Origin of the sequence: Kluyvera genomosp. 1 (genome assembly GCF_001266615.1) — a bacterium.
In the GTDB taxonomy this organism is placed as follows: Bacteria; Pseudomonadota; Gammaproteobacteria; order Enterobacterales; family Enterobacteriaceae; genus Kluyvera; species Kluyvera cryocrescens_A.
This window is the reverse complement of record NZ_LGHZ01000018.1, coordinates 84,642-107,778: the sequence shown is the minus strand read 5'-3', so window position 1 is coordinate 107,778 and position 23,137 is coordinate 84,642. Positions and strand designations below refer to the sequence as shown.

The window sequence follows — 23,137 nt, the reverse complement described above, 5'->3', positions numbered from 1 at the left end:
ACTGGTTTGATGTATTAGTTATTACAGAAATAATACAACAACCATTTTAGCCGCGTGAAAACGTGTTGCTACGGGAAGGAGTCAACATGACAGTCGCAGTGCTGAACGTAAAAATTGATGAGACGGTAAAAGAAGGGCTTCGCCACTACGCTGAGGCGAATAGCCTGACGTTAAGTGCGGCGACGGAAAAGCTGCTGCAGCTGGCATTGACAACGGAGGTTGAGGCGGGCGTATGTGAAGACGACATCGACAGTCAGCATACGGAAGAAGATGTTGCACCATTTACGCCTAAAGAAATCAAAGCGTTACGAAAAATTCTAAAGAAGAGAAAATGAAACAGCAACCTTCAATAGCCTCAAACTATGGTGAAGCCTGTGACTTATTGCGCTCAGGCTATGTCAAGCATGTCCTGCTGAACTGGAATGTGGGTAGCGATGAATTCTTTCGTATTGCCTCAGACTGGTGCGATACCGGTGCTAAGATAAAAAAAGAGGGAGAATCTTTCGTTATTTCCCTAAAAGGCTTTCCGATCCCCCCTCAGCACTAATATATTATTTCGCGTGGCTAAACCAGGCAAAATAATATAATCAACAGGCCGGCTATGTTATTGGGTAAGATGTTTATCCGTGCGCGCGGTTAAATAATTTTCCGCAGCTTATTTGCGCCATGCTGGCCTGCTAACGTCGCCCATACTGGCTGTAATGTGGTAAAAGCGTGGCGCAGCGTGTCGTCATCCAATGTGAATGGAATACGCAGATTTCTTTCTCCCCCGCCCGCCAGACTAAACCGTGTGCCGACCCCAAGATGAATACCGTAGCCTTCAGCGCGAGCCGCAAAGCGCGTGGCCATCATCTCCGGCAGTTCAACCCAGAATGACAGCCCGCCCTCCGGCAGGACAAATTTCCACTGGGGAAAATACTCCCGCATTAACGCCGCACACATATCGCGCCGGCTTTTAAGCTGGCGGCGACGCTCGGGCAGCAGCGATTCTTCGTTTTCCAGCAACCAGCAGGTTGCCAGTTGCTCCAGAAGCGGTGAACCTAGGTCAAGGCTATCCCGGGTTTGAATCAACGCAGCAATGGTGCGTGAAGATGCTCGGATCCAACCCAGGCGTAGACCACCCCAAAAACTTTTTCCGGCAGAGCCCACGGTAATAACCGGTGCATCACGATTAAATGCAGCCAGCGGCGGTGGCGGTGGAGCGCTATACCATAAATCGACCATGGTTTCATCGACGACCAGCGTAGTACAGGTACGCGCGGCCAGATCGGCAACGATTTGCCGCGTGGTGCTATCCATACATTGTCCTGTAGGATTTTGAAAATCGGGCATCAGATAGGCCAGCCGCGGTGCGGTCTGGGCGATGATAGCCGCCAAACCGTCAGTATCCCAACCCCTATCGGGCAGCGGCAGCGCCACCGGGCGGCAGGATGCGCCTTCAATCGCGGCGATGGCCAGCGGATAGGTTGGTGTTTCCACCACAACGCGATCGCCCGGCCCGGTCAGATAGCGCAGAATCAGCGCCAGCCCGCTGACGGCGCCATTGACCAGCATGATTTCATCGGCATGAGTCGGTAGGCCTCGCGCGGTATAGCGCTGGGCGATCGCTTCCCGCAGCACGGGGAGACCTTGCTGATCGTAACCGGTTTGGCTGAGGTAACCCGGCAGGACGCTAAGTGCATGGCTATAGGCCTGGTGAATCTCTGCCCCAGCCGCCAGCGCGGCGGTAGAGAGATCCAGCGTCGGCGAGGAGGGAGTCCTCGGGACGCGCTGGTTAAACTCGGCGGATAAGGAGACTGTCGAACCGCTGCCCTGACGACTTTGCACATAGCCCTCATCGCGCAGCTGTGCCAGGGCGCTGGCAATCGTGGTGCGGCTAACCCCCAGGGCGCTGGCAAATTCACGCTCACCCGGCAGCCGGGTTCCGAGCGGCAACCGGCCATCGAGAATCAACAGCCGCAGCGCGTCCGTCAACTGCCGCCATAGCGGCGTGGTCGATGGGGTTTCCTGCCAATGACCGAGCAGGCGAACGAGCGATTGGGTGGCGGAACGTCGTAACATCATTGCAGTCCACTTTTTGAAAACTGGTCATTAATCATAATGCCATTTTTGTCGATGATGAAGCTATCAACCGACAGGCAGAGGTGCCAATGTTACGCCGACTGATTCAGCTTTACTTTGGGTTAACGCTTTATGGGGTGTCTACCGCCGTCTATGTGCGCGCCAATCTCGGTGCCGATCCGTGGAACGTGTTCCATCTTGGCGTCGCAGGGCTAACGTCACTGAATATTGGGCTGGTGATGATCTTGACCGGTGCCGCTGTACTGCTGCTGTGGATCCCGCTGCGCCAGCGTCCCGGTCTTGGCACCATCAGCAACGTGATTGTGCTGGGGCTGGCGGCGGATGCCACGCTGGCGCTGATGCCGCCGCTGGAATCGCTCTGGCTGCGTGCCGTGATGCTCGGTGTGGCGGTGATTCTCAACGCCCTGGCGACCGGAATGTATATCGGTGCCGGCTTTGGCGCGGGGCCACGCGATGGCCTAATGACCGGTATTCATGCCCGTACCGGCTGGCCGGTGCGCTGGATCCGCATGGCCATTGAAGTGTCTGTTCTGATTATTGGTACGCTGTTGGGTGGCACATTTGGCGTGGGTACGGTGCTGTATGCGCTGGCGATTGGCCCCTTGATTCAAATTTGCCTGCCGTGGTTCCAGCTACCTCGAGTCGCGCAGCGCCGGCCGGTAAAAGTGGAGCAGGTGTCCTGATTTTACGAAGCGCTCATAGCATGGTGGTATTTTTAAGATAACACCATCCGGCTGGCGGCGATGACGCCTGGAGTTCGAACGTACTGCCGGCGTTTTTATTGTCGCAGCGCCGCCTGCGCTATCGCTTTAGCTGGCTGCAGCGTTATCCCACCACGGCATCAGACTAATGCGTTGATGCCGTGCGCCATCATGTAAACTCCAACCAGAATAATCAGCGCGCCGGAGAACCACGGCGCTTTTCTCGACAGCTCCCCAAAACCGCTCCAGCGCTGACTGACGTGCTTGAGACCAATTGCCGCAATCGCCCCTGAGGCGACCAGCGTCAGCGCGAGCCCGATGCTAAAGCTCAGTACTAGCGTGGCACCCAGCGCCACATGTTTAAGCTGCAGGCAAATCAGCAAAATGGTGATGGATGCCGGGCAGGGGATCAGCCCACCGGTTAGACCAAACAACATGATCTGCCCGGTTGTGACTTCCTGGCCGGTAAAGCGACGGTTGATCTCTTCGGCGTGGGCGCGCTGGTGGGCGTCCTGCCAGTCGACATCGACCAACGCGGCATGATGGTGTTCATGATCATGCTGGTGCCCGTCGTGGTGGTGATCATGATTGCTATGGTGGTGGTGCGAATGGTCGTGATGATGATCGCCGTGATCATGGTCATGCACCCCGCGTGTCTCGCGCCAGGTCCGCCACAGCATCCATAGTGCGATAGCAATAATAATCAACCCGGAAAGTAGCTGGAACCACGGCTCGGCGGTTTGTGCATCCCAGCCGCGGCCAAACCACATTCCCGCCATGGCGATTATCCATACCACGGCGGTATGCGACAGCGTAGCCGCAAGCCCCAACAAAACTGCCTGTTTTAGCGTGCCGCGAATCGCAACGATGAATGCGGCCATCATGGTTTTAGAGTGCCCTGGCTCAAGGCCATGCAGTGCGCCAAGCAAAATAGCGCCGGGAATAAAGAACCAGGCATTGCCCTGTTGTAGGAGTGTCGTGAAGTCGGTCATGAAAAAGGATCCTTGCTGAAAGTGAACTCACTATACTCCCACCCAGTATTGATCTACTACCCCCCAGTATAAAAATGTGCGGCAATCACTGTGCGTGGTATGCTTGCGCGGGAGTGAAGAACAGGATCTGGCTATGTCACATACCGTACGGCACAAGAAGATGTTATTGACGCGCCTGAAGAAAATTCAGGGGCAGAGCGTGGCGCTGGAGAAAATGCTTAACCGCGAGCATGAATGCGCTGAAGTATTACAGCAGCTGGCGGCGATTCGCGGTGCGGTGAATGGGATGATGCTGCAGGTGATCCAGGGACACCTCACCGATCACGTGGTGAAAGAACCTGAAGAGATGCAGCGTGAGGCCGATCTTGAGGTGGTGATGCAGGTGATTAAGTCTTACCTTAAGTAGCGTGTTTACGCAGGTTATTCTCCGCCCAAATAATGAAGGCTTCTTTCGGCAGGGCTTTGCTATACAGCCAGCCTTGTCCAAACTGTACCCCGTGTTCGCGTAACCACTCTTCCTGACAGGTTGTTTCGATACCTTCCGCCACGACGTTTAGCTGCAGCGTTTTTGCCATCTCAATGATATACGGCGTCACCTGCGCGTACTCCAATGCGTCAACGAACGATTTATCAAGCTTTAAGGTGTCCACTTCCAGATCTTGCAGGTAGCGCAGGCTGGAATAACCAGTACCAAAATCATCGATATAGACGGCATGCCCGGCACGCCGATAGGCAGCGATAGCCGGCAGGGTGGTTTTCGGATCGGCAAAACCACGTTCAGTCAGCTCCAGTGCAATTTGTTGCGGTTGAATCTGCCAGATTCTGAGCTGCTGATAGAGGATGGTTTGCAGCATCACCGACTGAAAATCAGCCACTGAAAGATTAATAGAGACATGCATTTCCGGATGCAGGTGTAGCCACTTGCCGAGATCGCGAAACACCATTTTCACCACATTTTCCGTTAAACGAGTGATAAGCCCGGTTTGTTCGGCAAGTGGAATAAAAATATCCGGTGACAGATAGCTGCCGTCGGCCTGCTTCCAGCGCGCGAGCGCCTCGCAGCCAACCACTTTGCCATCTGCCAGGGAGACGATTGGCTGGTAGTTGACGCTGATCTCCGCGTTGTTTAACGCATCCAGCATCTGCTGATGCGGTGATTGCAGGCGGCGCAAAACGCGAATAATCAACCAGCTTGCCAGTAGGCTTAACAGCACGCCTGCGGGCATCCAAAGCAGCAACTGATGACGCAGACGTTCAGACAGCGGCAGGCTAGAGGACCAGGTGAGAATGGAGACCTGTAGCTCTGGATAATGGCGCGCGGTGTAGACCGTATTATTCTCGGTCAGGGTCTCCAGATTATCCGTTTTGATACGAAGCCAGACGCTCTCATCAAGCGGTGCACTGTTGGCAAGAACCCGATTGCTGGCGGTACTGATCAGGGCCACCTGAGTCGGAGAGTTGGTAAAGGGAATTACATCTATAAACGAGATGGGGTCGATAATCACCATATGGTGATTGGAAGCAAAAGCCGCCATATAACGGTGCATACCCAGATCGTTTTGTTCGGTGTACCAGGCTCGATAGCCCGAGGGCAGAATACGGTCGGGTTCCGGGAAGGTAAAAGGTTTGCCGTGACTTTCAAGAGAAGAACAACGTGTTGTCAGTCCATCGAGGTAAAGCACTTCCTGAATATAGCGCCAGGCGTAAGAAATACGCCGCATCTCCTGAAGATGGGCCGGGCTACAGCCGCTCACCTTCATGGCTTCCATCTCTGTCAGCGCTTTCTTCACCTGGCCCATGACCTGTTCGCTGCGAATCAACACGCGGGAAGCATAGGTTGCCTGCTCATCCATAAACTGCCGATGCGCTTCACGTTGAGCTAGCCAGATGCTCAATAGGATAGGAAGCAGAATCGCCAGAATAAGCACGCCGGTTATCAGACCGACCAGATGTCGAGTTGTCACTGCCAGTCCTTATCCTGGAGAAGTCTGACAAGTATACCTGACAATTCTTGTGCTTATTGCGTGAAATCGATTTCTGCGACTGCCCCCTTTATTTTACCGGCGATGCGCTAACGCCCTGACCAATCTGTCGCCGCCCATTTGTACTCCTTGCACCATCAGCACCAGGATGAGTACCGTCCCGACCATGATTTGATCGTTGAAACGCTGGTAGCCATAGCGGATTGCCAGATCGCCCAGACCGCCACCGCCGATAACCCCGGCCATTGAGGAGAAACCAATCAACATGACTATCGTCAGCGTCGTGGCGGCCAGTAGCGCCGGGAGCGCTTCGGGTAGCAGGGCTTTGGTGATGATATGCCAGACGTTACCGCCCATTGAGAGCACCGCTTCAATACGTCCATAGTCCACTTCATCCAGCGCGCTTTCGGTTAGACGGGCAAAAAATGGAAATGCGCCAATGGTGATAGGCACAATCGCTGCCGTGCTGCCGAGTGTGGTCCCAACCAGCAGGCGGGTAAAGGGGATCAGGGCAATCAGCAGAACGATAAACGGCAGCGAGCGGCCGGTGTTGATAATCGTCCCCAGCACGGCATTCAGCCGCGGCATTGGCATCAGCCCGTGGCGGCGTGAAAGAAACAGCAGTACGCCGAGCGGCAATCCAATCAGGACAGTGAACAGCGCCGCCAATCCCACCATGTACAGAGTATCCAGCGTACCGTCGACCAGCAGTGGCCATAAATCTTCCCAACTCATGCGACTATGCATAGGTGTCTCCTGTCCAGGCCGTGACGTGCAAGGAAGCGACGTTCTTCATCGCCATCGCCGAGCAAAATATCCCGTAAACGTGACCAGGGGGCAGCCAGCAGATCGGCGATTTTTCCGCTCTCCTGCAACTCGCCAGATTCCAGAAGCGCTGCGTGATCGCAGAGGTTTTTCACCACCTCAAGCTGGTGGGTTATCAGAACAATAGTGAGCCCCAACTGGCGATTGATCGTTTCCAGCAGCGCCAGTACGCTGGCGGTAGTCTCGGCGTCCAGCGCACTGGTGGCCTCATCGCACAGCAGCACGTCCGGGTCGGCTGCCAGCGCGCGAGCAATCCCCACGCGCTGTTTTTGCCCGCCAGAAAGCTGGGAAGGGAAGGCATGCGCTTTGTCAGCCAGCCCGACCAGCGTAAGTAGCTCAGCTACCCGTTGCTGCCGTTGCGCCTTTGGCACGCCTGTGATTTCCAGCGGCACTGCAACGTTGTCGGCAACACTACGGGCGTGCAGCAGATTGAAGTGCTGAAAAATCATGCCGGTGCGCAGGCGATGGGCGCGCAGGCGCGCTTTATCGAACTGTACGATGTCCTCACCGTTGAACAGAATGCGGCCCGCGCTGGGCCGCTCCAGTAGGTTCAGACAGCGAATCAAAGTGCTTTTACCCGCGCCGCTGCGCCCAAGAATCCCGTAAATCGCCCCTTGCGGAACGGTGAACGAAACGTCGTTGAGTGCCGGTTGGCCGTTCCCGGCATACTGCTTCGTCAGCCCTTCAATGACTATCATGATTTCGGCGCGCTAACCGGAATGACGGAACCGTTATAGCGCTGACGAATAAACTCAGCCACCTGCGGCGAGGTCAGATCTTTCGCCAGCTCTTTAATCCGCGGATCGTTGGCCAGCTGCGGATTCGTGACCAGAATATTGGCGTACGGATTATTGGTGGCGCTCTCGAGCCCCAGCGCATCCTTAGACGGAGTCAGCCCGGCCTCCAGTGCGTAGTTTCCGTTAATCACGCCCAGGTCAACATCGTCCAGCGAGCGGGGTATTTGTGGTGATTCCACCTCGAGGATCTTCAGCTTGTGCGGGTTCTCCACAATATCTTTCGGCGTGGCGAGAGTGGTCGCCGGATCGGTAAACTTCGCATCCAGTTTAATCAACCCTTTACTCTGCAACAGGAACAGCGCACGGCTTAAGTTGGTGGTGTTGTTCGGCACTGCGACGGTAGCGCCTTCCGGCAGTGATTGCAGATCTTTATGCTTACGTGAATAAATACCCAGCGGCTCAATGTGCACGGTGGCGGCGACGGCAAAGGTTTTACCCAGCGCTTTTTCCTGATCTTTTAAATACGGTACGTGCTGGAAATAGTTGGCATCCACGTCACCGTTGGCCAGCAGTTCGTTAGCGTTCACACCGCTGGTGAGCTCGACGATTTTCAGGTCGAGTTTCGGATCCTGTTTTTTAATGAAGTTAAGGATCTCAGCGTGCGGTACCGGATCGGCGGCGATGCGCAGCGGTTCGGCAGAGACGTTCCAGGCCAGAGAAAGAGACAATGCAATTCCTGCCAGTTTAAATGCGGCGTGCTTCATGTTGTGTTTCCTTATTGGAATGAGGTTCAGTCAGGCAATCAGTTGTTCACTGCGCGCGCGAAGGACGTCACGGTAGTAGCGTTCGGCAACGTCTGGATGAGAACGCAGACGACCTTTCAGGTAGTTCCAGCCAACGTCCCGTAGCAGCGGATTTTGCGGATCGCTTTGCGGCCCGTTGGCTTCCCGCGCCAGGGCTTCCGGCAGCGAGTACACCGGCACGACGGCATCGAGTTGTGCGCCAAGGAAAAAGGCAATGGAAAGTCGTTGCTGGTTGGCCGGAGGCGACACCACGCGGTGTACGGTTGCCCGCAGATAGCCGTTCGTCGCCAGTTCCAGAAGTTCGCCAATATTGACCACAAAGCTGCCCGGCAGTGGTTTGGCGTCAATCCATTGGCCATCGCTGACCTCCACCTGCAATCCTTTTTGTTCGTCCTGCAGCAGCAAGCTCAGAAATCCGGAGTCTTTATGCGCGCCCACGCCCTGGGTGCTGCTTTGCGTTTCCTGCTGCCCCGGATAGCGGATGAGTTTGATATGTTCATTGGGTTTTTCACCGTACAGCGTGTCAAAGGCTTCCGGTGCCAGCTGTAAGGCCTCAGCGAAGGCGCGCAGAAGCGTCATTGCCATCTCGGTCATCGCACGCTGCCATTGCAGCAAAACCGGACGCAGAGTGGGCAGTGATTCCGGCCACAGATTGGGCCCCTGAAGCTGAAGCCAGCGCGGGTCGTGTTCGCGTAATGAAACGGCCTGACGTTCGGCACCGATATCAAACTGCTCCCGCCAATCCGGCTGACCGCGCGTCAACTCGGCCGCGCTGCGGTTGTAGCCGCGAAAATGTGGAGAGTGAATCATCGCCACCTGCTGTTTTTGTTCGTCGGACAGGGCGAAGAAACGGCGGGCTTCGGATTGCAGCGACTGCTGCAGGGCGTCATTGATACCGTGGTCGGTCAGATAGAAAAAGCCGACGTCGCGGGCGGCGTGGCGCAGCTGCGCTAAAAATACGTCGCGTTCAGACGGCTGGTGGTACTGCGCAAGGCTCAGAATAGGCAGAGTGGTAAGGCTCATTATTTTCTCCGTATTGCAGATTGATGCTCGGTAATTCAGGCGGTGCGAATGGGGGATGACAACAACAGCGCTGCATGGGATATCTCCTTTGAAGTTGATAACCACAGCCTGCCTGAATGCAAAAAGCGGCTCCAATAACGTTAATTTCTAATTTATGTTCGTGAGGGGGTCTGAGCTTTTGCGAAAAATGGCAATAGCGAAAGGCCATGCAAAGTGAGGGGTTGTAATGTGAAGGATGACGGCGTATCGTAATTGTTATGTTATAACATAATAAGTGAGGATCAGATGAAAGCGAATATCCATCCCCATTACCGTCCCGTCGTGTTTCATGACACCAGCGCTAATGAGTTCTTTACCGTAGGATCAACCATCAAAACCGACCGGGAGATTGAGCTGGAAGGCGTGACATATCCCTATGTCACCATTGATGTTTCGTCCAAATCGCATCCGTATTACACCGGCAAACAACGTACCGCATCGACTGAAGGCAGCGTGGCGCGTTTCACCCAGCGTTTTGGTCGCTTTGTTGACGTAAAAAGGGGGTCATGATGCAGGTACTTAACTCGCTGCGCAGCGCAAAGCAGCGTCACCCGGATTGCCAGATAGTTAAACGCAAAGGGCGTCTCTACGTTATTTGCAAATCGAATCCCCGTTTTAAGGCCGTGCAGGGGCGCAAGAAACGTCGTTAAGCGCTGGCTTTACGTAATGTCTCCAGGGACTGGCGCTGCTTGCCGTCGGCAGAAAAATTGTCGGCGGCAAGCCATTTCTCGAAGGTCTGGTTGAGTGCTGGCCATTCACCATCAATGATGGAAAACCAATCTGTATCGCGGTTATGGCCTTTGATCACCAGCGCCTGGCGAAAACGTCCTTCAAACTGAAAACCTAAACGCAGCGCCGCCTTGCGTGAGGGTTCGTTAAAGCTATTACATTTCCACTCGTAGCGGCGATAGCCCAGGGTTTCAAAGGCGTAGCGCATCAATAGCCACTGTGCTTCCGTTGAGGCCGGCGTTCGGCTTAACAGCGGAGAGAAGTGAACATGGCCGACTTCCATGACACCGTTTTTCGGGTCAATACGCATCAGTGCCAATGATCCCACCGGCCGTTGAGTTCGCGTATCAATGACCGCAAATTGGATGGGATCCTGCAACGTTTCAATGCTCGCAATCCACTGACGACATTCTTCCACTGAACTTTCCGGTTCGCGCAAAAGCCAGGTCCATCCGCGAGTGTCCGTAGCCTGCTGGTGGGCAGCAAACAGCGCGTCGGCATGCTTAAGGCTTAATGGTTCCAGGCGGCAATAACGGCCTTCCAGCGTCACGCGCTGCGGATGTGGGCGCGGTTGCCAGTCTTGCAGGGCATCGCCAATTAGCTGACCAAATTGATTAAGTTGACTCATAGCCTCTCCTTAGGGAAATAAACAATACGCTGAGCGTAGGTGTTTACTGGTTCCATAAAAAGTGCCAGAAGCGTATCTTTTTATGGTGCCACAAGGAGAAAAGATGAATATTCCCGACGATCCCTTTTTCGCTATGCTCATGCGTTCGCTACAGGCGCGCGTGGGTGAAACGCTGCAACGTAGTCTCTACAGCACCTTGAGAGAGGCTATCATGCAAGGACAGCTGCAGGCGCAAAGCTGGTTGCCCGGTTCGCGGGTGATAGCACAGCGGCTGTCTATATCGCGGAATACGGTGAATGCGGCGCTGGAACAGCTGGCGATGGAAGGCTACTTACGTCGGGACCGCCGTGGTTCGCGAGTGACCACGCTGCCACAGTCGCAAAACCGTGATGTCCCGGCGATGCCAGCGGCGTCGCTGTCTTCGCGCTTACAGGCCCTGCCGCCAGTATTGCCGCGCGATACGCCGCCGCTGCTGTTTGCACCAGGCACGCCAGCGATTAACTATTTCCCGCTACCGCTATGGCGGCGATTGCTCGACGGCGTGTTGCGTGATGAGGGGAGCCGCCTGCTGGGCTATGGAGATTCAGCAGGGGAGTGGCCTCTGCGGGTCGCGATCGCTCGCCACCTGGCGCTTTCTCGCGGCATTGACTGTAATGCCCGGCAGATTGTGATTACCGAAGGCGCGTTGGAAGGGGTCAACCTCTGTACCCAGTTGCTCAGTGAACCCGGGCAAACCGCCTGGGTTGAAGAACCGGGCTATTTTGGTGCTAAAAGCGCGTTTATCTCGGCGGGTCTGAAGCTGGAAGGTGTAACGGTAGATGAGGAAGGGATGCAAATGCATCAGGATTTACCGACGCCGACGCTGATTTTTACTTCGCCGTCGCACCAGTATCCTACCGGCAGCGTGCTGAGCGCCTCCCGACGGCTTGCGTTGCTGGAGTATGCACGTCAGCACGGGGCCTGGATTATTGAGGATGATTATGACAGTGAATTTCGCTTCAGCGGTGAGCCTATCCCCGCGATGCGAGGGATGGTTAACGATGCGCCGGTGGTGTATTTAGGTACGTTTAGCAAGACGCTATTTCCGTCGCTGCGAATTGGTTTTATGGTGCTGCCGTCCGCGCTGGTGGAATCTGCGCAGCCAGCCATTCGCGCGCTACTACGCGGGGGACACCGTGCCGAACAGCGTGCACTCGCCCGCTTCATTGAAGAGGGACATTACGCTCGCCATCTCGCCGCAATGCGCCGCTTATATCGTAAACGGCAGACGCAGCTGCATGAAGCGTTGGCGCAGGAGTTAACCGTTGAGCATAGGGTAATGGCGGGAGAAGGGGGGCTGCACCTGACGGTTGCCATTGACGGAATTGATGATGTAGCGCTGGTTCGTCAGGCGCATCAGCACCAGCTAGCGCCCAGCGCGCTAAGTTCGTTTTACCTTAACCGCCAGCACGCCCGCTCGGGGTTAGTGCTGGGGTATGGCAATACGTCGGCATCACAGTTTGCGACGGCTATCCGCACATTGCAGCGCCTTATTACACCGCTTCGGAACGGGTCAGGCTGAAAACATCGTAGAACGATAATTCGCCTTTAGTGGCGACCATTTTTTGCAGCTGCGTCTTAGATTGGCCATCGACCCGGCTTGAATTCAGAATGCGTTCAATGAGCTGCGGTGGCACGAAACGGGTGTTATACCATTCGCCGTTGTAGCAGACGCGAAAATCCAGTACATCGATATCTTCGTAGCGATAGCGCGGATAGACGTCAAAGAAGAAAAAGCCGTTAAGCAGCGCAAACATCAACCACAGCAGCCAAACCGAATCTGCCAGCGTGTCAGAACGCATCATGACCACCAGAGTCGCAAAGAAGGCAACGTACATGGCGAAAAACAGGCCGGGATGATTACGGATAAAACTGATGCTAAAGCGCGGGCGGTTGTCGCGCTTTTCAGTGGTATTCAATTCATCAATGGTTTGCGTGAGTAATCGCTGGATCTCTGACATCTTAAGCTCGGCAACGGAAGGCGGATTGACCTATTCTATGTTGCATTAATCCACACGGAAAGTAACAGATCGGTTGCAAAAAAGCATAACAGTCAGCAACTCTATCAGCTCACCATTTTGATGATTTTCGCTGGATTGCCACCCACGACGGCATTTGCCGGGACATCTTTCACCACCACCGCACCTGAAGCAATCACCGCATTGTCGCCAATCGTCACACCGGGATTAATAATCGCCCGTCCGCCAATCCACACGTTATTGCCAATATTCACCGGCTTGCCATATTCCACGCCGCTATTACGCTCATCGGCATTGAGTGGATGCGTCGCGGTATAAATATGGACGCCGGGCGCCAGCATGCAGTTATCGCCAATATGAATCGGACAAACGTCCAGCATGACGCAGTCAAAGTTAGCGTAGAAATTGCTGCCGAGGTAGATGTTGTAACCGTAGTCGCAGCGAAACGTAGGTTCGATATAGGCATCGTTGCCTTGACCCAGTAGTTCGCTGAGGATGTGTGCACGTACGGATTTTTCATCCGGGGCCGTGTGGTTATATCGGTGGATAAGCTGCCTTGCGCGTACCCTGTCCATTTTTAGCGTGTCGTCTGAAGGGCGATAGAGTTCGCCAGCAATCATTTTGTGTTTTTCAATACTCATGGATGCCTCCGTCTACAGGAAGCTATTACCATAAAAGGCTATGGCTGCGCTGGGAACGTTCCCAATCCGTTGTTGTGATAATAATCACAGTTATAGGTCAAATGGGAAGGGAAAACCTTGCACTTATAGCAGAAGAAAGATTAGCGAATGAACTTCCATACGGTAGACGGGATTTTGTCGTACAGTTTATTCATGGTCAATTCGGCCAGACGATGATCGGCTGCTGAGTAAAATACCGCCAGCTCATTATCGGAAAGTTCATATTTATTTTTTTCAATCACACGCTCTAACGTATCAATTGACTGACAGCGTCGTAGGCGCATCAAATAATCAGTTTTGGTTAATGGTTTATCAGACATAATTCACCCATTGATTGTAATAGTTTTAACAAGAAAGGCTAACAGGGTTAGCACGGCTCACGTTGACAAAACAGCGAAAGAGTTTGTTCCCTGACTTACGCCATTTTTGAAGGTCATCGCTATTAATGCCGTAGTTGCCGAATAGCATGAAAGTATCATCCAGATATTCGTCAATCTGCGCAATCAGTTTATTATCTTCATCGTACTTAATCTTATAATTAAGTGCGAACGTCGCAATATGTTCGATCAGTTCATTAAGCTGAAGATTGACCGCCGAGGTAGGGTCATTTACCCAGCCATGGTTACTCTCTTCCAGCGTGGCGAGACTGTCATGATACAGCGTTTCACAAAGAAACTTAAGCTGCGCGATATCATGCCTTTTTGGTGAGTATTCGTCCATAACGCATCCCCCTAATCGTAGTGCAAACAGCGAAGATCAAATACTGGTGCGGGATGGGTACAACTGGCTAACCGAAAGCATACACAAGCTCTCGATCTGCTGTAACTATAATCTACTCTGGAACAGATTTCATCGAGCTATTACGAATAATTACAATTTAGCGGTTCGTGGTTATTTCTTTTCATTTGCTGTGGTTAATGGTGAACATTAATGGCTAACACCTTGTTTCCACGTAAAAAGCAACAGGATGGATTACTTAGCCAATACCTTAGACAGCGGGTACTCAACAAAAGTTCTGCAATCGCAGTTAGGAATATTCTTAATTTCTTTAAGAAATGGAGGGTTTACTCATTTATTCAAAATAAAATAAAGATAAATCTCAATGCCTGTTTTTAGCAGGCCGGATTATTTCAATATTAATCCTAAAAACAATATCAGACTTTTTTATGATTGATTAAAAAATACCCAGGTGCATATCCGGAGTTTTAAAGCTAGCGGGATAAAAAAAGGGCCGCTAATGCGGCCCTTTGTGTTTCAGACTTTTAGTGATGCTCAACTTTGTGGCTATGCTCAATGTCTTCGCTCTTACGGCTAAAGCGACGACGTACGACCACGAAGAACACCGGTACGAAGAAGATAGCCAGAACGGTCGCGGTGACCATCCCGCCCATGACGCCCGTACCAACGGCGTTCTGTGCACCGGAGCCAGCACCGGTACTGATAACCAGTGGCATTACACCAAGGATAAATGCCAGTGAGGTCATCAGGATTGGACGCAGACGCATACGAACTGCCTCAAGCGTCGCCTCAATCAGGCCTTTACCTTCTTTGTCCATCAGGTCTTTGGCGAATTCAACAATCAAGATGGCGTTCTTCGCCGACAGCCCGATGGTAGTCAACAGACCGACCTGGAAGTACACGTCATTGGTCAAGCCACGGAAGGTGGCAGCTAACAGTGCGCCCACAACCCCCAATGGAACCACCAGCATAACGGAGAACGGAATCGACCAGCTCTCATACAGCGCTGCCAGACACAAGAACACCACAATCAGTGAAATAGCGTACAGGGCAGGGGCCTGGTTACCGGAGAGACGTTCCTGATAGGACATCCCCGTCCAGTCGTAGCCCACGCCAGTTGGCAGTTTACCCGCCAGTTCTTCCATCAGGTTCATCGCTTCACCGGTACTTTTACCCGGTGCAGCCTGGCCCAGAATTTCCATGGAAGGCAGACCGTTATAACGTTCCAGACGCGGTGAACCGTACTCCCAGCGCGAGGTGGAGAAGGCAGAGAACGGTACCATCTGACCATTGCTACCGCGAACGTACCAGTTGCCGATGTCTTCCGGCAGCATACGGTATTTCGCTTCGGACATCAGATACACTTTCTTCACACGGCCGCGGTCGATGAAGTCGTTGACGTAGCTACCGCCCCAGGCTGTGCCCAGCGTGGTATTGATGTCGCTGATGGAAACGCCCAGCGCCTGTGCTTTTTCCTGATCGATATCGACTTTGAACTGCGGCGTATCTTCCAGACCGTTAGGACGAACGCCGGTCAGCACGTCAGGGTGCTGGGCAATCATACCGAACAGTTGGTTACGCGCCTGAGTCAGCTTTTCGTGGCCCAAACCGGCCTGGTCAATCAGCTGGAAGTCAAAGCCGGTTGCGGTACCCAGTTCAACGATAGCTGGCAGGTTAAAGGCGAATACCATCGCATCCTTAATCTGCGAGAAGTAGCCCATCGCACGTCCGGTAATCGCTTCAACTTTGTTTTCATCACCAGGGCGTTGGCTCCAGTCTTTTAACGAAACGAAGGCGATACCGGTGTTTTGACCACGACCTGCGAAGCCAAAGCCGTTAACCGCAAAGACGGATTCAACGTTGTCTTTCTCTTTGGTGAGATAGTAGTTAGTCATCTCATCCAGCACTTTCTGCGTACGTTCCTGGGTCGCACCGGCAGGAAGTTGCGCCATGCTCAGGAATACGCCCTGGTCTTCGTCTGGCAGGAACGAGCTTGGCAGACGAACAAACAGGAACGCCATGCCGACCACGATGATTAAATAAAGCAGCAGATAACGACCGGTGCTGCGCAGAATGTTACCCACGCTGTCGGTGTAGTGGTGCGTGCTCTTATCAAACATGCGGTTAAACCAACCGAAGAAGCCAGTGGTTGCACCGTGGCTGCCTTTCTGGATTGGCTTCAGCATCGTGGCACAGAGCGCTGGTGTCAGGATCAATGCAACCAGTACGGACAGCGCCATCGCGGAAACGATAGTGATGGAGAACTGGCGGTAGATTGCCCCGGTGGAACCCCCGAAGAAGGCCATTGGGATAAATACCGCAGACAGCACCATCGCAATACCAACCAGTGCGCCCTGAATCTGGCCCATGGACTTACGCGTGGCTTCTTTCGGCGGTAGGCCCTCTTCGGCCATCACACGCTCAACGTTCTCGACCACCACGATGGCGTCATCCACCAATAGACCGATGGCGAGCACCATCCCGAACATTGTAAGGGTGTTTATCGAGAATCCGAATGCAGCAAGTACCGCAAAGGTCCCGAGCAGTACCACCGGTACGGCGATGGTTGGAATCAGCGTCGCACGGAAGTTCTGCAGGAACAGATACATAACCAGGAACACCAGAATGATCGCTTCGACCAGCGTTTTCACGACTTCGTGAATCGAGATCTTAACGAACGGCGTGGTGTCGTATGGGTAAACAATTTTCAGGCCTGATGGGAAGAACGGCTCCATCTTCGCCAGTTCAGCACGGATAGCGTTAGCGGTATCCAGGGCGTTAGCGCCGGTTGCCAGTTTAATACCCAGACCGGAAGCTGGCTGGCCGTTAAATTTAGCGATAACGTCATAGTTTTCACCACCCAGCTCAACCTTCGCCACATCGCGCAGGCGGACCTGAGAACCATCCTGATTCACTTTCAGCAGGATGTTGCTGAACTCGTCAACGTTAGTCAGACGCGTTTGCGCCACGATAGAGGCGTTCAGCTGCTGGCCTTTAACCGGCGGCGTGCCGCCTAACTGACCGGCTGCAACCTGGGCGTTCTGTGCTTTCAGCGCGCTGATAACATCAACCGGCGTCAGCTGGAAGTTGTTCAGTTTATTCGGGTCCATCCAGATACGCATCGCGTACTGAGAACCAAACAGCTGAACGTCACCCACGCCGCTGGTACGGCTAATCGCATCCTTCATGTTGGCGGCGACGTAGTCGGAAATATCATCCTGGTTCATGGTGCCGTTGGTGTTGATTACACCAACCACCATCAGGAAGCTGCTCGACGCTTTCTCAACGCTGATACCCTGCTGCTGAACTTCCTGCGGCAGAAGCGGCGTGGCCAGGGCGAGTTTGTTCTGCACCTGTACCTGGGCGATATCCGGATCGGTACCTGATTCGAAAGTCAGGGTAATGGTTGCCGTACCGGTGGAGTCGCCGTTGGAGGACATGTACATCAGGTGATCGATACCGTTCATGTTCTGTTCGATAACCTGAGTGACTGTGTTCTGCACCGTTTCGGCGTCAGCACCGGGGTACATGGCTGTGATCGAAATCGCAGGCGGCGCAATCGTCGGATATTGCGCGACCGGCAATTTGAGGATCGATAGCCCCCCAGCCAGCATGATAATAATGGCGATCACCCACGCAAATATGGGGCGATCGATAAAGAAATTAGGCATGTCTTAACGGCTCCTGTTTAAGTTAAGACTTGGTTTGTTCTGACGGAGCTGCACCTGCTTCGGCAGGCTGTTTAGCGTCAGAAGTGACTTCCTGGGCTTTAACCTGCGCACCTGGTTTCACTTTTTGCAGACCGGTGATAATCACGCGATCGCCATCTTTCAAACCTTCAGTCACCAGCCATTTATCACCAATGGCCTGTGATGCTACGATCTGGCGAGTCTCGACTTTATCGCCTTCACCCACCACCAGTGCGGTCGCATCGCCGCGTGGTGTACGGGTCACACCCTGCTGTGGAACCAGCAGCGCATTCGGGTTAGTCCCTTCTTCCAGACGTGCACGGACAAACATTCCCGGCAGCAGCGTGTGCTCTGGATTCGGGAAGACGGCGCGCAGCGTGATAGAACCGGTAGTCTGGTCAACGGTAACGTCAGAGAATTCCAGCGTGCCGCTCTGCGGATACTTGATGCCATCGTTGGTCACCAGGTCCACTTTCGCTTTGCCGTTTTCCTGCTTCAGTTTGCCGTCCATCAGCTCTTGCTTCAGACGTAAAAAGTCGTTGCTGGATTGGGTGACGTCAACGTAGATAGGATCTAACTGCTGCACAGTTGCCAGCGCCGTAGCCTGACCGTTTTGCACCAGCGCACCTTCGGTTACGTTGGATTTACCAATGCGTCCGCTGATAGGCGAAGTCACTTTGGTATATGCCAGGTTAATGCGTGCGGTTTCAACGGCGGCTTTCGCGGCCAGCACGGCAGCATTAGCCTGCTGTGCGTCGGCGACAGCGGTGTCGTAGTCCTGACGGCTGATGTACTGGGTACCGAGCAGTTTTGAATAGCGGTTAACGGTCAGCTTCGCGATGTTGGCTGCGGCTTGTGCCTTCGCTAAATCACCTTTTGCGCTTTCATAAGACGCCTGATAGGTGGCTGGATCAATCTGGTAGAGTGACTCGCCCGCGGTGATGTCGCCACCTTCGGTAAAGTTACGCTTCAGAATAATACCGCTGACCTGCGGACGAACTTCCGCTACGCGGAATGCGTTTGTGCGGCCGGGTAATTCCGTCGTGATTACAAGAGGTTCAGATTTGAGCGTCACTACGCCAACTTCTGGCGCGTGTTGTGCTCCTTGCTGAGCTGGTTTGTCGTCACATCCTGTTAGCGCTAAGCTGCCTGAGAGCATCAGAACGACCGCCAGAGGCGTTAACCCTCTGTTTTTGTTCATATGTAAACCTCGAGTGTCCGATTTCAAATTGATCAATGGAACAAGCGTCCACAAACCCATTGCTGCGTTTGTATTATCGTCATACTATGGTACATACATTCATAAATGTATGTAAATCTAACCTCTGTAAATTCACCGACCTATGGCACGAAAAACCAAAGAACAAGCGCGAGTTACGCGTCAACACATCCTGGATGTTGCCCTACGGTTGTTCTCACAGCAGGGGGTATCATCTACTTCACTGGCCGAGATTGCAAAAGCGGCCGGGGTGACGCGTGGTGCGATTTACTGGCACTTCAAGGATAAGTCGGATCTCTTTAGCGAAATCTGGGCGTTATCAGAATCCAGCATCAGCGATCTTGAAATTGAGTATCGGGTAAAATTCCCGGACGATCCACTCTCAGTTTTAAGGGAAATCCTTGTTTACATCCTGGAAGCAACCGTGGTTGAAGAACGCCGACGCTTGATGATGGAGATTATATTTCACAAGTGTGAGTTTGTCGGTGAAATGGCGGTTGTGCAACAGGCTCAGCACAATTTATGCATCGAAAGTTACGATAGAATTGAACAGGCGTTAAACGACTGTGTTGTGGCGAATGCCTTACCCACCAATTTATTAACACGCCGGGCCGCCATTTTAACCCGCAGCTATATCTCCGGGCTGATGGAGAATTGGCTGTTTGCTCCCACCTCGTTTGACCTTCGGGCAGAAGCGCGAGCCTATGTCGCGATTTTGATCGAAATGTATCAGTTCTGCCCAACGTTACGTGAATAAGTGGACGTTTAACGACGACTTAATGACCAGGAAGAATCCTGGCGTCTCTGGCTATTCGGCTGTGGACGAAAGTGCTATTCTGCGGCGGTATTTATCTCCGGCTCGCTACCGGCTTTAACCACTACTCATGTTAACATTATGCTGCATAACATCCGCCCACGGGCCACGATCTCTGCATTTTTCATCGTTGCTGTTTGCTTCTTCTTCTCTATAGCCGCGGTACACGCTCGCGCGCTAAACAGTAGCGATATTCCTGACCGCGCTGACGTTCAGGATCAGCTTAATTCCCTCAATAATAAGAAAGACCTGACGCCGCAGGATAAGCTAGTGGTGCAGGATCTCAGCGAAACGCTGCAGCTACTGGACAAAATTGACCGCGTTAAGGACGAAACCACCCAACTGCAGAAGCAGGTGGATCAGGCGCCCGCAAAACTGCGCCAGGCAACGGATAATCTCAACGCGTTGAGCGACGTGGATAATGACGATGAAACGCGTAAGACGCTGAGTACGCTGTCGCTCCGCCAATTGGAAGCTCGTGTTTCGCAGGCCGTTGATGACCTGCAAAATGCGCAAAACGATCTGGCGACCTACAACAGCCAACTGGTGTCTCTGCAAACGCAGCCCGAGCGCGTGCAGAACGCCATGAACTCAGCATCGCAGCAACTCTTGCAGGTGCGTAATAGCCTCAACGGTACTACCGTTGGCGATGCGCTGCGCCCCACCCAGCAGACGATGATGCAGGTGCAAAAAACGCTGCTTGATGCCGAAATCGACTTCCAGCGTAAAAGCCTCGCGGGCAACACGGTGCTCCAGGATACCCTGCAAAAACAGCGCGATTATGTCACCGCCTATAGCTCTCGTCTCGAACACCAATTACAGCTGCTGCAGGAAGCCGTGAGCAGTAAGCGTCTGCTGCTGTCGGAAAAGACTGCCGCGGAGACCGCTTCACCGGAAGAAACCGCGCGTATTCAAGGCAACCCACTGGTTAAACAGGAGCTGGAAGTTAACCATCAGTTGAGCCAGAAGCTGATCGCTGCTACTGAAAGTGGCAACCAGCTGGTACAGCAAAATATCCGCGTGAAAACCTGGCTTGACCGAGCTCTGCAGTCGGAAAGTAATATCAAAGAACAGATCGCGGTGCTGAAAGGCAGCCTGCTGCTGTCGCGTATTCTCTACCAGCAGCAACAGACGCTGCCGTCGGCAGATGAGCTGGAAGATATGACGACGCGCATTGCTGACCTGCGTCTGGAACAGTTTGAGATTAACCAGCAGCGTGATGCCCTGTTCCAGAGCGATGACTTTGTGGCCAAGGTAGAAGAGGGGCACAGTAGCGAAGTCGACAGCGAAGTCCATGATGCCCTGCTGCAGATTGTCGATGCGCGGCGCGAAATGCTCGACCTTATCAACAAACAGCTCGGCAACCAGCTGATGATGGCTATCAACCTTCAGATTAATCAGCAGCAGTTGATGAGCGTCTCGAAAAGCCTGAAATCCATTCTGACCCAGCAAATCTTCTGGGTGAACAGCAACAGACCGATGGACTGGGACTGGATTAAATCCTTCCCGGGCGCGCTGAAAGACCAGTTTAAGGCGATGAAGATCACCGTTAACTGGGAGAAGGCGTGGCCTGCGGTCTTTATTGCATTCCTCGCCGGACTGCCGCTATTGCTTATCGCTGGGCTCATTCGCTGGCGCCTGCAGTGGCTACGTGATTATCAGAATAAATTGGGCGATCAGGTTGGCAATCTGCGTAATGACAGCCAGCTGCATACGCCGAAAGCGATTTTAATCGACCTTATCCGCGCCCTGCCGGTGGTGCTGCTGATTCTGGCGATTGGCCTTATTCTGCTCACGATGCAGCTGAATATCAGCGGGCTGCTGTGGGCATTTTGTAAAAAGCTGGCCATTTTCTGGTTAGTCTTTGGCCTGTGCTGGAAAGTGCTGGAGAAAAACGGCGTCGCTGTGCGCCACTTCAACATGCCGGAGCAACTGACTAGCCACTGGCGTCGGCAGATTGTTCGTATCAGTCTTGCGCTGCTGCCGCTGCACTTTTGGTCGGTAGTCTCCGAGCTGTCGCCGCTGAACCTGATGGATGACGTGCTGGGGCAGTTCGTGATTCTGCTGAACCTGCTGCTCATCGCCATTCTGGCGTGGCCGATGTGCCGTGAAAGCTGGCGTGATAAAGAGTCACACAGCTTGCGTCTGCTGACGGTGACCGTGTTGTCGCTGGTTCCGGTGGGACTGATGGTGCTGACTGCAACGGGCTACTTCTATACCACGCTGCGTCTTTCTGGCCGCTGGATTGAAACCGTCTATCTGGTGATTTTCTGGAACTTGCTGTACCAGACTGTGCTGCGTGGCCTGAGCGTAGCCGCGCGTCGTATCGCCTATCGCCGTGCGTTGGCCCGCCGTCAAAACATGGTGAAAGAGGGCGCCGAAGGGGCCGAACCGCAGGAAGAACCGACCATCGCGCTGGAACAAATCAACCAGCAGACGTTACGTATTACCATGCTGGTGATGGTGGCGCTGTTTGGCGTCATGTTCTGGGCGATTTGGTCAGATTTGATCACCGTGTTTAGCTATCTCGACAGTATTACGCTATGGCATTACAGCGGCACCGAGGCCGGCGCCAGCGTGGTGAAAAACGTCACCATGGGCAGTTTGCTGTTTGCGATTATCGCTTCGATGGTGGCCTGGGCGCTGATTCGTAACTTACCGGGTCTACTGGAAGTGTTGGTGCTCTCGCGGCTGAATATGCGTCAGGGGGCTTCCTACGCCATTACGCAGATCCTTAACTACGTCATTCTGGCCGTCGGGGCGATGACCGTCTTTGGTTCGCTGGGCGTTTCGTGGGATAAGCTGCAGTGGTTGGCCGCCGCGCTGTCCGTTGGCCTCGGTTTTGGTTTGCAGGAGATCTTCGGTAACTTCGTTTCCGGTCTGATTATTCTGTTTGAACGTCCGGTACGTATTGGCGACACCGTAACCATCGGTACCTTCTCAGGAACCGTCAGCAAGATTCGTATTCGTGCGACCACTATTACCGATTTTGACCGTAAAGAGGTCATTATCCCGAACAAGGCCTTCGTTACCGAACGTCTGATCAACTGGTCGCTCAGCGATACCATTACCCGCGTGGTGATCCGCCTTGGTGTGGCCTACGGTTCGGATCTGGATAAAGTGAAATCAGTCTTGCTGCAAGCGGCAACCAGCCATCCCAAAGTGATGCACGATCCGGAACCGTCGGTCTTCTTCACCACCTTCGGTGCCAGCACGCTGGATCACGAACTGCGTTTGTACGTCCGCGAGCTGCGCGATCGTAGCTATACCGTCGATGAACTGAACCGCACCATCGACCGTCTGTGTCGTGAAAACGATATCAACATTGCCTTTAACCAGTTGGAAGTGCACCTGCATAACGAAAAAGGTGATGAAGTGACGGAAGTGAAGCGGGACAATAAAAACGACAGTCAGGATCCTATCGTCGACTGCTAAGAA

23 protein-coding genes are annotated in these 23,137 nt (G+C 53.5%); 9 read left to right on the top strand and 14 right to left on the bottom strand.

All coding sequences use genetic code 11. From position 1 onward, the window contains the following. Positions 1-86 precede the first annotated feature (86 nt). Positions 87-335: a hypothetical protein gene (locus tag KP80_RS11845; RefSeq protein ID WP_052283842.1), complete on the top strand. Its 249-nt coding sequence runs from the start codon at positions 87-89 to the stop codon at positions 333-335. Then, entirely contained in the window at positions 332-547 is a 216-nt protein-coding gene (locus KP80_RS11840) for a hypothetical protein (protein ID WP_052283841.1), read from the top strand. The genes KP80_RS11845 and KP80_RS11840 overlap by 4 nt, the downstream gene beginning before the upstream one ends. Positions 548-636: 89 nt before the next feature. On the opposite strand, the gene KP80_RS11835 is transcribed toward KP80_RS11840, so the two are convergent. After that, positions 637-2,064: a PLP-dependent aminotransferase family protein gene (locus KP80_RS11835; RefSeq protein ID WP_052283840.1), complete on the bottom strand. Its 1,428-nt coding sequence runs from the start codon at positions 2,062-2,064 to the stop codon at positions 637-639. An 86-nt stretch (positions 2,065-2,150) separates the two neighbouring features. On the opposite strand from KP80_RS11835, the gene KP80_RS11830 reads away from it, so the two are divergent. Continuing rightward, positions 2,151-2,765, top strand: coding sequence for a YczE/YyaS/YitT family protein (locus KP80_RS11830; protein ID WP_052283839.1), 615 nt, complete (start codon positions 2,151-2,153; stop codon positions 2,763-2,765). 158 nt (positions 2,766-2,923) lie between these two features. On the opposite strand, the gene KP80_RS11825 is transcribed toward KP80_RS11830, so the two are convergent. Further along, positions 2,924-3,775, bottom strand: coding sequence for a nickel/cobalt efflux protein RcnA (locus KP80_RS11825; protein ID WP_052283838.1), 852 nt, complete (start codon positions 3,773-3,775; stop codon positions 2,924-2,926). A gap of 133 nt (positions 3,776-3,908) precedes the next feature. Between KP80_RS11825 and KP80_RS11820 the strand changes: the two genes are divergently transcribed. Continuing rightward, complete coding sequence (locus KP80_RS11820) at positions 3,909-4,181, top strand: metal-sensing transcriptional repressor (RefSeq protein WP_052283837.1); 273 nt, start codon at positions 3,909-3,911, stop codon at positions 4,179-4,181. Here KP80_RS11820 and KP80_RS11815 read toward each other — a convergent pair. The 5 genes from KP80_RS11815 to KP80_RS11795 form a co-directional block, all read right to left on the bottom strand. After that, a complete protein-coding gene (locus KP80_RS11815; RefSeq protein WP_052283836.1) occupies positions 4,174-5,739 on the bottom strand; it encodes an EAL domain-containing protein in 1,566 nt (521 codons plus the stop codon). The two genes, KP80_RS11820 and KP80_RS11815, sit on opposite strands and share 8 nt — an antisense overlap. Positions 5,740-5,832: 93 nt before the next feature. After that, a complete protein-coding gene (locus tag KP80_RS11810) occupies positions 5,833-6,492 on the bottom strand; it encodes a methionine ABC transporter permease (protein WP_197276156.1) in 660 nt (219 codons plus the stop codon). Beyond that, positions 6,489-7,280: a methionine ABC transporter ATP-binding protein gene (locus KP80_RS11805; protein WP_052283834.1), complete on the bottom strand. Its 792-nt coding sequence runs from the start codon at positions 7,278-7,280 to the stop codon at positions 6,489-6,491. The genes KP80_RS11810 and KP80_RS11805 overlap by 4 nt, the downstream gene beginning before the upstream one ends. Next, a complete protein-coding gene (locus tag KP80_RS11800; RefSeq protein ID WP_052283833.1) occupies positions 7,277-8,083 on the bottom strand; it encodes a MetQ/NlpA family ABC transporter substrate-binding protein in 807 nt (268 codons plus the stop codon). The genes KP80_RS11805 and KP80_RS11800 overlap by 4 nt, the downstream gene beginning before the upstream one ends. 30 nt (positions 8,084-8,113) lie before the next feature. Further along, the gene (locus KP80_RS11795) at positions 8,114-9,145 is read right to left on the bottom strand and encodes an isopenicillin N synthase family dioxygenase (protein ID WP_052283832.1); all 1,032 of its coding nucleotides are present in this window, start codon (positions 9,143-9,145) and stop codon (positions 8,114-8,116) included. Positions 9,146-9,430: 285 nt separating this feature from the next. On the opposite strand from KP80_RS11795, the gene KP80_RS11790 reads away from it, so the two are divergent. Further along, positions 9,431-9,694, top strand: coding sequence for a type B 50S ribosomal protein L31 (locus KP80_RS11790; protein ID WP_052283831.1), 264 nt, complete (start codon positions 9,431-9,433; stop codon positions 9,692-9,694). Beyond that, on the top strand, positions 9,694-9,834 hold the full coding sequence (gene ykgO / locus KP80_RS11785) for a type B 50S ribosomal protein L36 (RefSeq protein WP_003859006.1): 141 nt from the start codon (positions 9,694-9,696) through the stop codon (positions 9,832-9,834). The genes KP80_RS11790 and ykgO overlap by 1 nt, the downstream gene beginning before the upstream one ends. Here the strand turns inward: ykgO and KP80_RS11780 are convergent. Beyond that, positions 9,831-10,541, bottom strand: a complete 711-nt coding sequence (locus tag KP80_RS11780; RefSeq protein WP_052283830.1) for a GNAT family N-acetyltransferase — start codon at positions 10,539-10,541, stop codon at positions 9,831-9,833. The genes ykgO and KP80_RS11780 overlap by 4 nt on opposite strands. A gap of 103 nt (positions 10,542-10,644) precedes the next feature. Here KP80_RS11780 and KP80_RS11775 point away from each other — a divergent pair, with 103 nt between their 5' ends. Then, positions 10,645-12,102 carry a PLP-dependent aminotransferase family protein gene (locus tag KP80_RS11775; protein WP_052283829.1) on the top strand — a complete coding sequence of 486 codons (1,458 nt, stop codon included), beginning with the start codon at positions 10,645-10,647 and terminating at the stop codon, positions 12,100-12,102. Here the strand turns inward: KP80_RS11775 and KP80_RS11770 are convergent. From KP80_RS11770 to acrA, 6 genes are all read right to left on the bottom strand, one after another. Next, positions 12,074-12,541: a YlaC family protein gene (locus KP80_RS11770; protein WP_052283828.1), complete on the bottom strand. Its 468-nt coding sequence runs from the start codon at positions 12,539-12,541 to the stop codon at positions 12,074-12,076. The genes KP80_RS11775 and KP80_RS11770 overlap by 29 nt on opposite strands. 104 nt (positions 12,542-12,645) lie before the next feature. Further along, on the bottom strand, positions 12,646-13,200 hold the full coding sequence (gene maa / locus KP80_RS11765; protein WP_052283827.1) for a maltose O-acetyltransferase: 555 nt from the start codon (positions 13,198-13,200) through the stop codon (positions 12,646-12,648). 140 nt (positions 13,201-13,340) lie between these two features. Further along, a complete protein-coding gene (locus KP80_RS11760; RefSeq protein ID WP_035891858.1) occupies positions 13,341-13,559 on the bottom strand; it encodes an HHA domain-containing protein in 219 nt (72 codons plus the stop codon). Positions 13,560-13,584: 25 nt separating this feature from the next. Continuing rightward, on the bottom strand, positions 13,585-13,959 hold the full coding sequence (gene tomB, locus KP80_RS11755; protein ID WP_052283826.1) for an Hha toxicity modulator TomB: 375 nt from the start codon (positions 13,957-13,959) through the stop codon (positions 13,585-13,587). Between the two features lie 542 nt (positions 13,960-14,501). Beyond that, positions 14,502-17,648, bottom strand: a complete 3,147-nt coding sequence (gene acrB / locus KP80_RS11745) for a multidrug efflux RND transporter permease subunit AcrB (RefSeq protein WP_052283824.1) — start codon at positions 17,646-17,648, stop codon at positions 14,502-14,504. Positions 17,649-17,670: 22 nt separating this feature from the next. Continuing rightward, the gene (acrA, locus tag KP80_RS11740; RefSeq protein ID WP_052283823.1) at positions 17,671-18,867 is read right to left on the bottom strand and encodes a multidrug efflux RND transporter periplasmic adaptor subunit AcrA; all 1,197 of its coding nucleotides are present in this window, start codon (positions 18,865-18,867) and stop codon (positions 17,671-17,673) included. A 142-nt stretch (positions 18,868-19,009) separates the two neighbouring features. On the opposite strand from acrA, the gene acrR reads away from it, so the two are divergent. Beyond that, the gene (gene acrR, locus KP80_RS11735) at positions 19,010-19,642 is read left to right on the top strand and encodes a multidrug efflux transporter transcriptional repressor AcrR (protein WP_052283822.1); all 633 of its coding nucleotides are present in this window, start codon (positions 19,010-19,012) and stop codon (positions 19,640-19,642) included. Positions 19,643-19,780: 138 nt separating this feature from the next. Next, a complete protein-coding gene (gene mscK / locus KP80_RS11730; RefSeq protein ID WP_052283821.1) occupies positions 19,781-23,134 on the top strand; it encodes a mechanosensitive channel MscK in 3,354 nt (1,117 codons plus the stop codon). Positions 23,135-23,137: the final 3 nt, after the last annotated feature.

What these genes read in the sequence shown, in the direction of transcription:
- KP80_RS11845 (WP_052283842.1), top strand. Translation starts at nt 87, where the DNA reads ATGACAGTCGCAGTGCTGAACGTAAAAATTGATGAGACGGTAAAAGAA.
- KP80_RS11840 (WP_052283841.1), top strand. Translation starts at nt 332, where the DNA reads ATGAAACAGCAACCTTCAATAGCCTCAAACTATGGTGAAGCCTGTGAC.
- KP80_RS11835 (WP_052283840.1), bottom strand. Translation starts at nt 2,064, where the DNA reads ATGATGTTACGACGTTCCGCCACCCAATCGCTCGTTCGCCTGCTCGGT.
- KP80_RS11830 (WP_052283839.1), top strand. Translation starts at nt 2,151, where the DNA reads ATGTTACGCCGACTGATTCAGCTTTACTTTGGGTTAACGCTTTATGGG.
- KP80_RS11825 (WP_052283838.1), bottom strand. Translation starts at nt 3,775, where the DNA reads ATGACCGACTTCACGACACTCCTACAACAGGGCAATGCCTGGTTCTTT.
- KP80_RS11820 (WP_052283837.1), top strand. Translation starts at nt 3,909, where the DNA reads ATGTCACATACCGTACGGCACAAGAAGATGTTATTGACGCGCCTGAAG.
- KP80_RS11810 (WP_197276156.1), bottom strand. Translation starts at nt 6,492, where the DNA reads ATGAGTTGGGAAGATTTATGGCCACTGCTGGTCGACGGTACGCTGGAT.
- KP80_RS11805 (WP_052283834.1), bottom strand. Translation starts at nt 7,280, where the DNA reads ATGATAGTCATTGAAGGGCTGACGAAGCAGTATGCCGGGAACGGCCAA.
- KP80_RS11800 (WP_052283833.1), bottom strand. Translation starts at nt 8,083, where the DNA reads ATGAAGCACGCCGCATTTAAACTGGCAGGAATTGCATTGTCTCTTTCT.
- KP80_RS11795 (WP_052283832.1), bottom strand. Translation starts at nt 9,145, where the DNA reads ATGAGCCTTACCACTCTGCCTATTCTGAGCCTTGCGCAGTACCACCAG.
- KP80_RS11790 (WP_052283831.1), top strand. Translation starts at nt 9,431, where the DNA reads ATGAAAGCGAATATCCATCCCCATTACCGTCCCGTCGTGTTTCATGAC.
- ykgO (WP_003859006.1), top strand. Translation starts at nt 9,694, where the DNA reads ATGCAGGTACTTAACTCGCTGCGCAGCGCAAAGCAGCGTCACCCGGAT.
- KP80_RS11780 (WP_052283830.1), bottom strand. Translation starts at nt 10,541, where the DNA reads ATGAGTCAACTTAATCAATTTGGTCAGCTAATTGGCGATGCCCTGCAA.
- KP80_RS11775 (WP_052283829.1), top strand. Translation starts at nt 10,645, where the DNA reads ATGAATATTCCCGACGATCCCTTTTTCGCTATGCTCATGCGTTCGCTA.
- KP80_RS11770 (WP_052283828.1), bottom strand. Translation starts at nt 12,541, where the DNA reads ATGTCAGAGATCCAGCGATTACTCACGCAAACCATTGATGAATTGAAT.
- maa (WP_052283827.1), bottom strand. Translation starts at nt 13,200, where the DNA reads ATGAGTATTGAAAAACACAAAATGATTGCTGGCGAACTCTATCGCCCT.
- KP80_RS11760 (WP_035891858.1), bottom strand. Translation starts at nt 13,559, where the DNA reads ATGTCTGATAAACCATTAACCAAAACTGATTATTTGATGCGCCTACGA.
- tomB (WP_052283826.1), bottom strand. Translation starts at nt 13,959, where the DNA reads ATGGACGAATACTCACCAAAAAGGCATGATATCGCGCAGCTTAAGTTT.
- acrB (WP_052283824.1), bottom strand. Translation starts at nt 17,648, where the DNA reads ATGCCTAATTTCTTTATCGATCGCCCCATATTTGCGTGGGTGATCGCC.
- acrA (WP_052283823.1), bottom strand. Translation starts at nt 18,867, where the DNA reads ATGAACAAAAACAGAGGGTTAACGCCTCTGGCGGTCGTTCTGATGCTC.
- acrR (WP_052283822.1), top strand. Translation starts at nt 19,010, where the DNA reads ATGGCACGAAAAACCAAAGAACAAGCGCGAGTTACGCGTCAACACATC.
- mscK (WP_052283821.1), top strand. Translation starts at nt 19,781, where the DNA reads ATGCTGCATAACATCCGCCCACGGGCCACGATCTCTGCATTTTTCATC.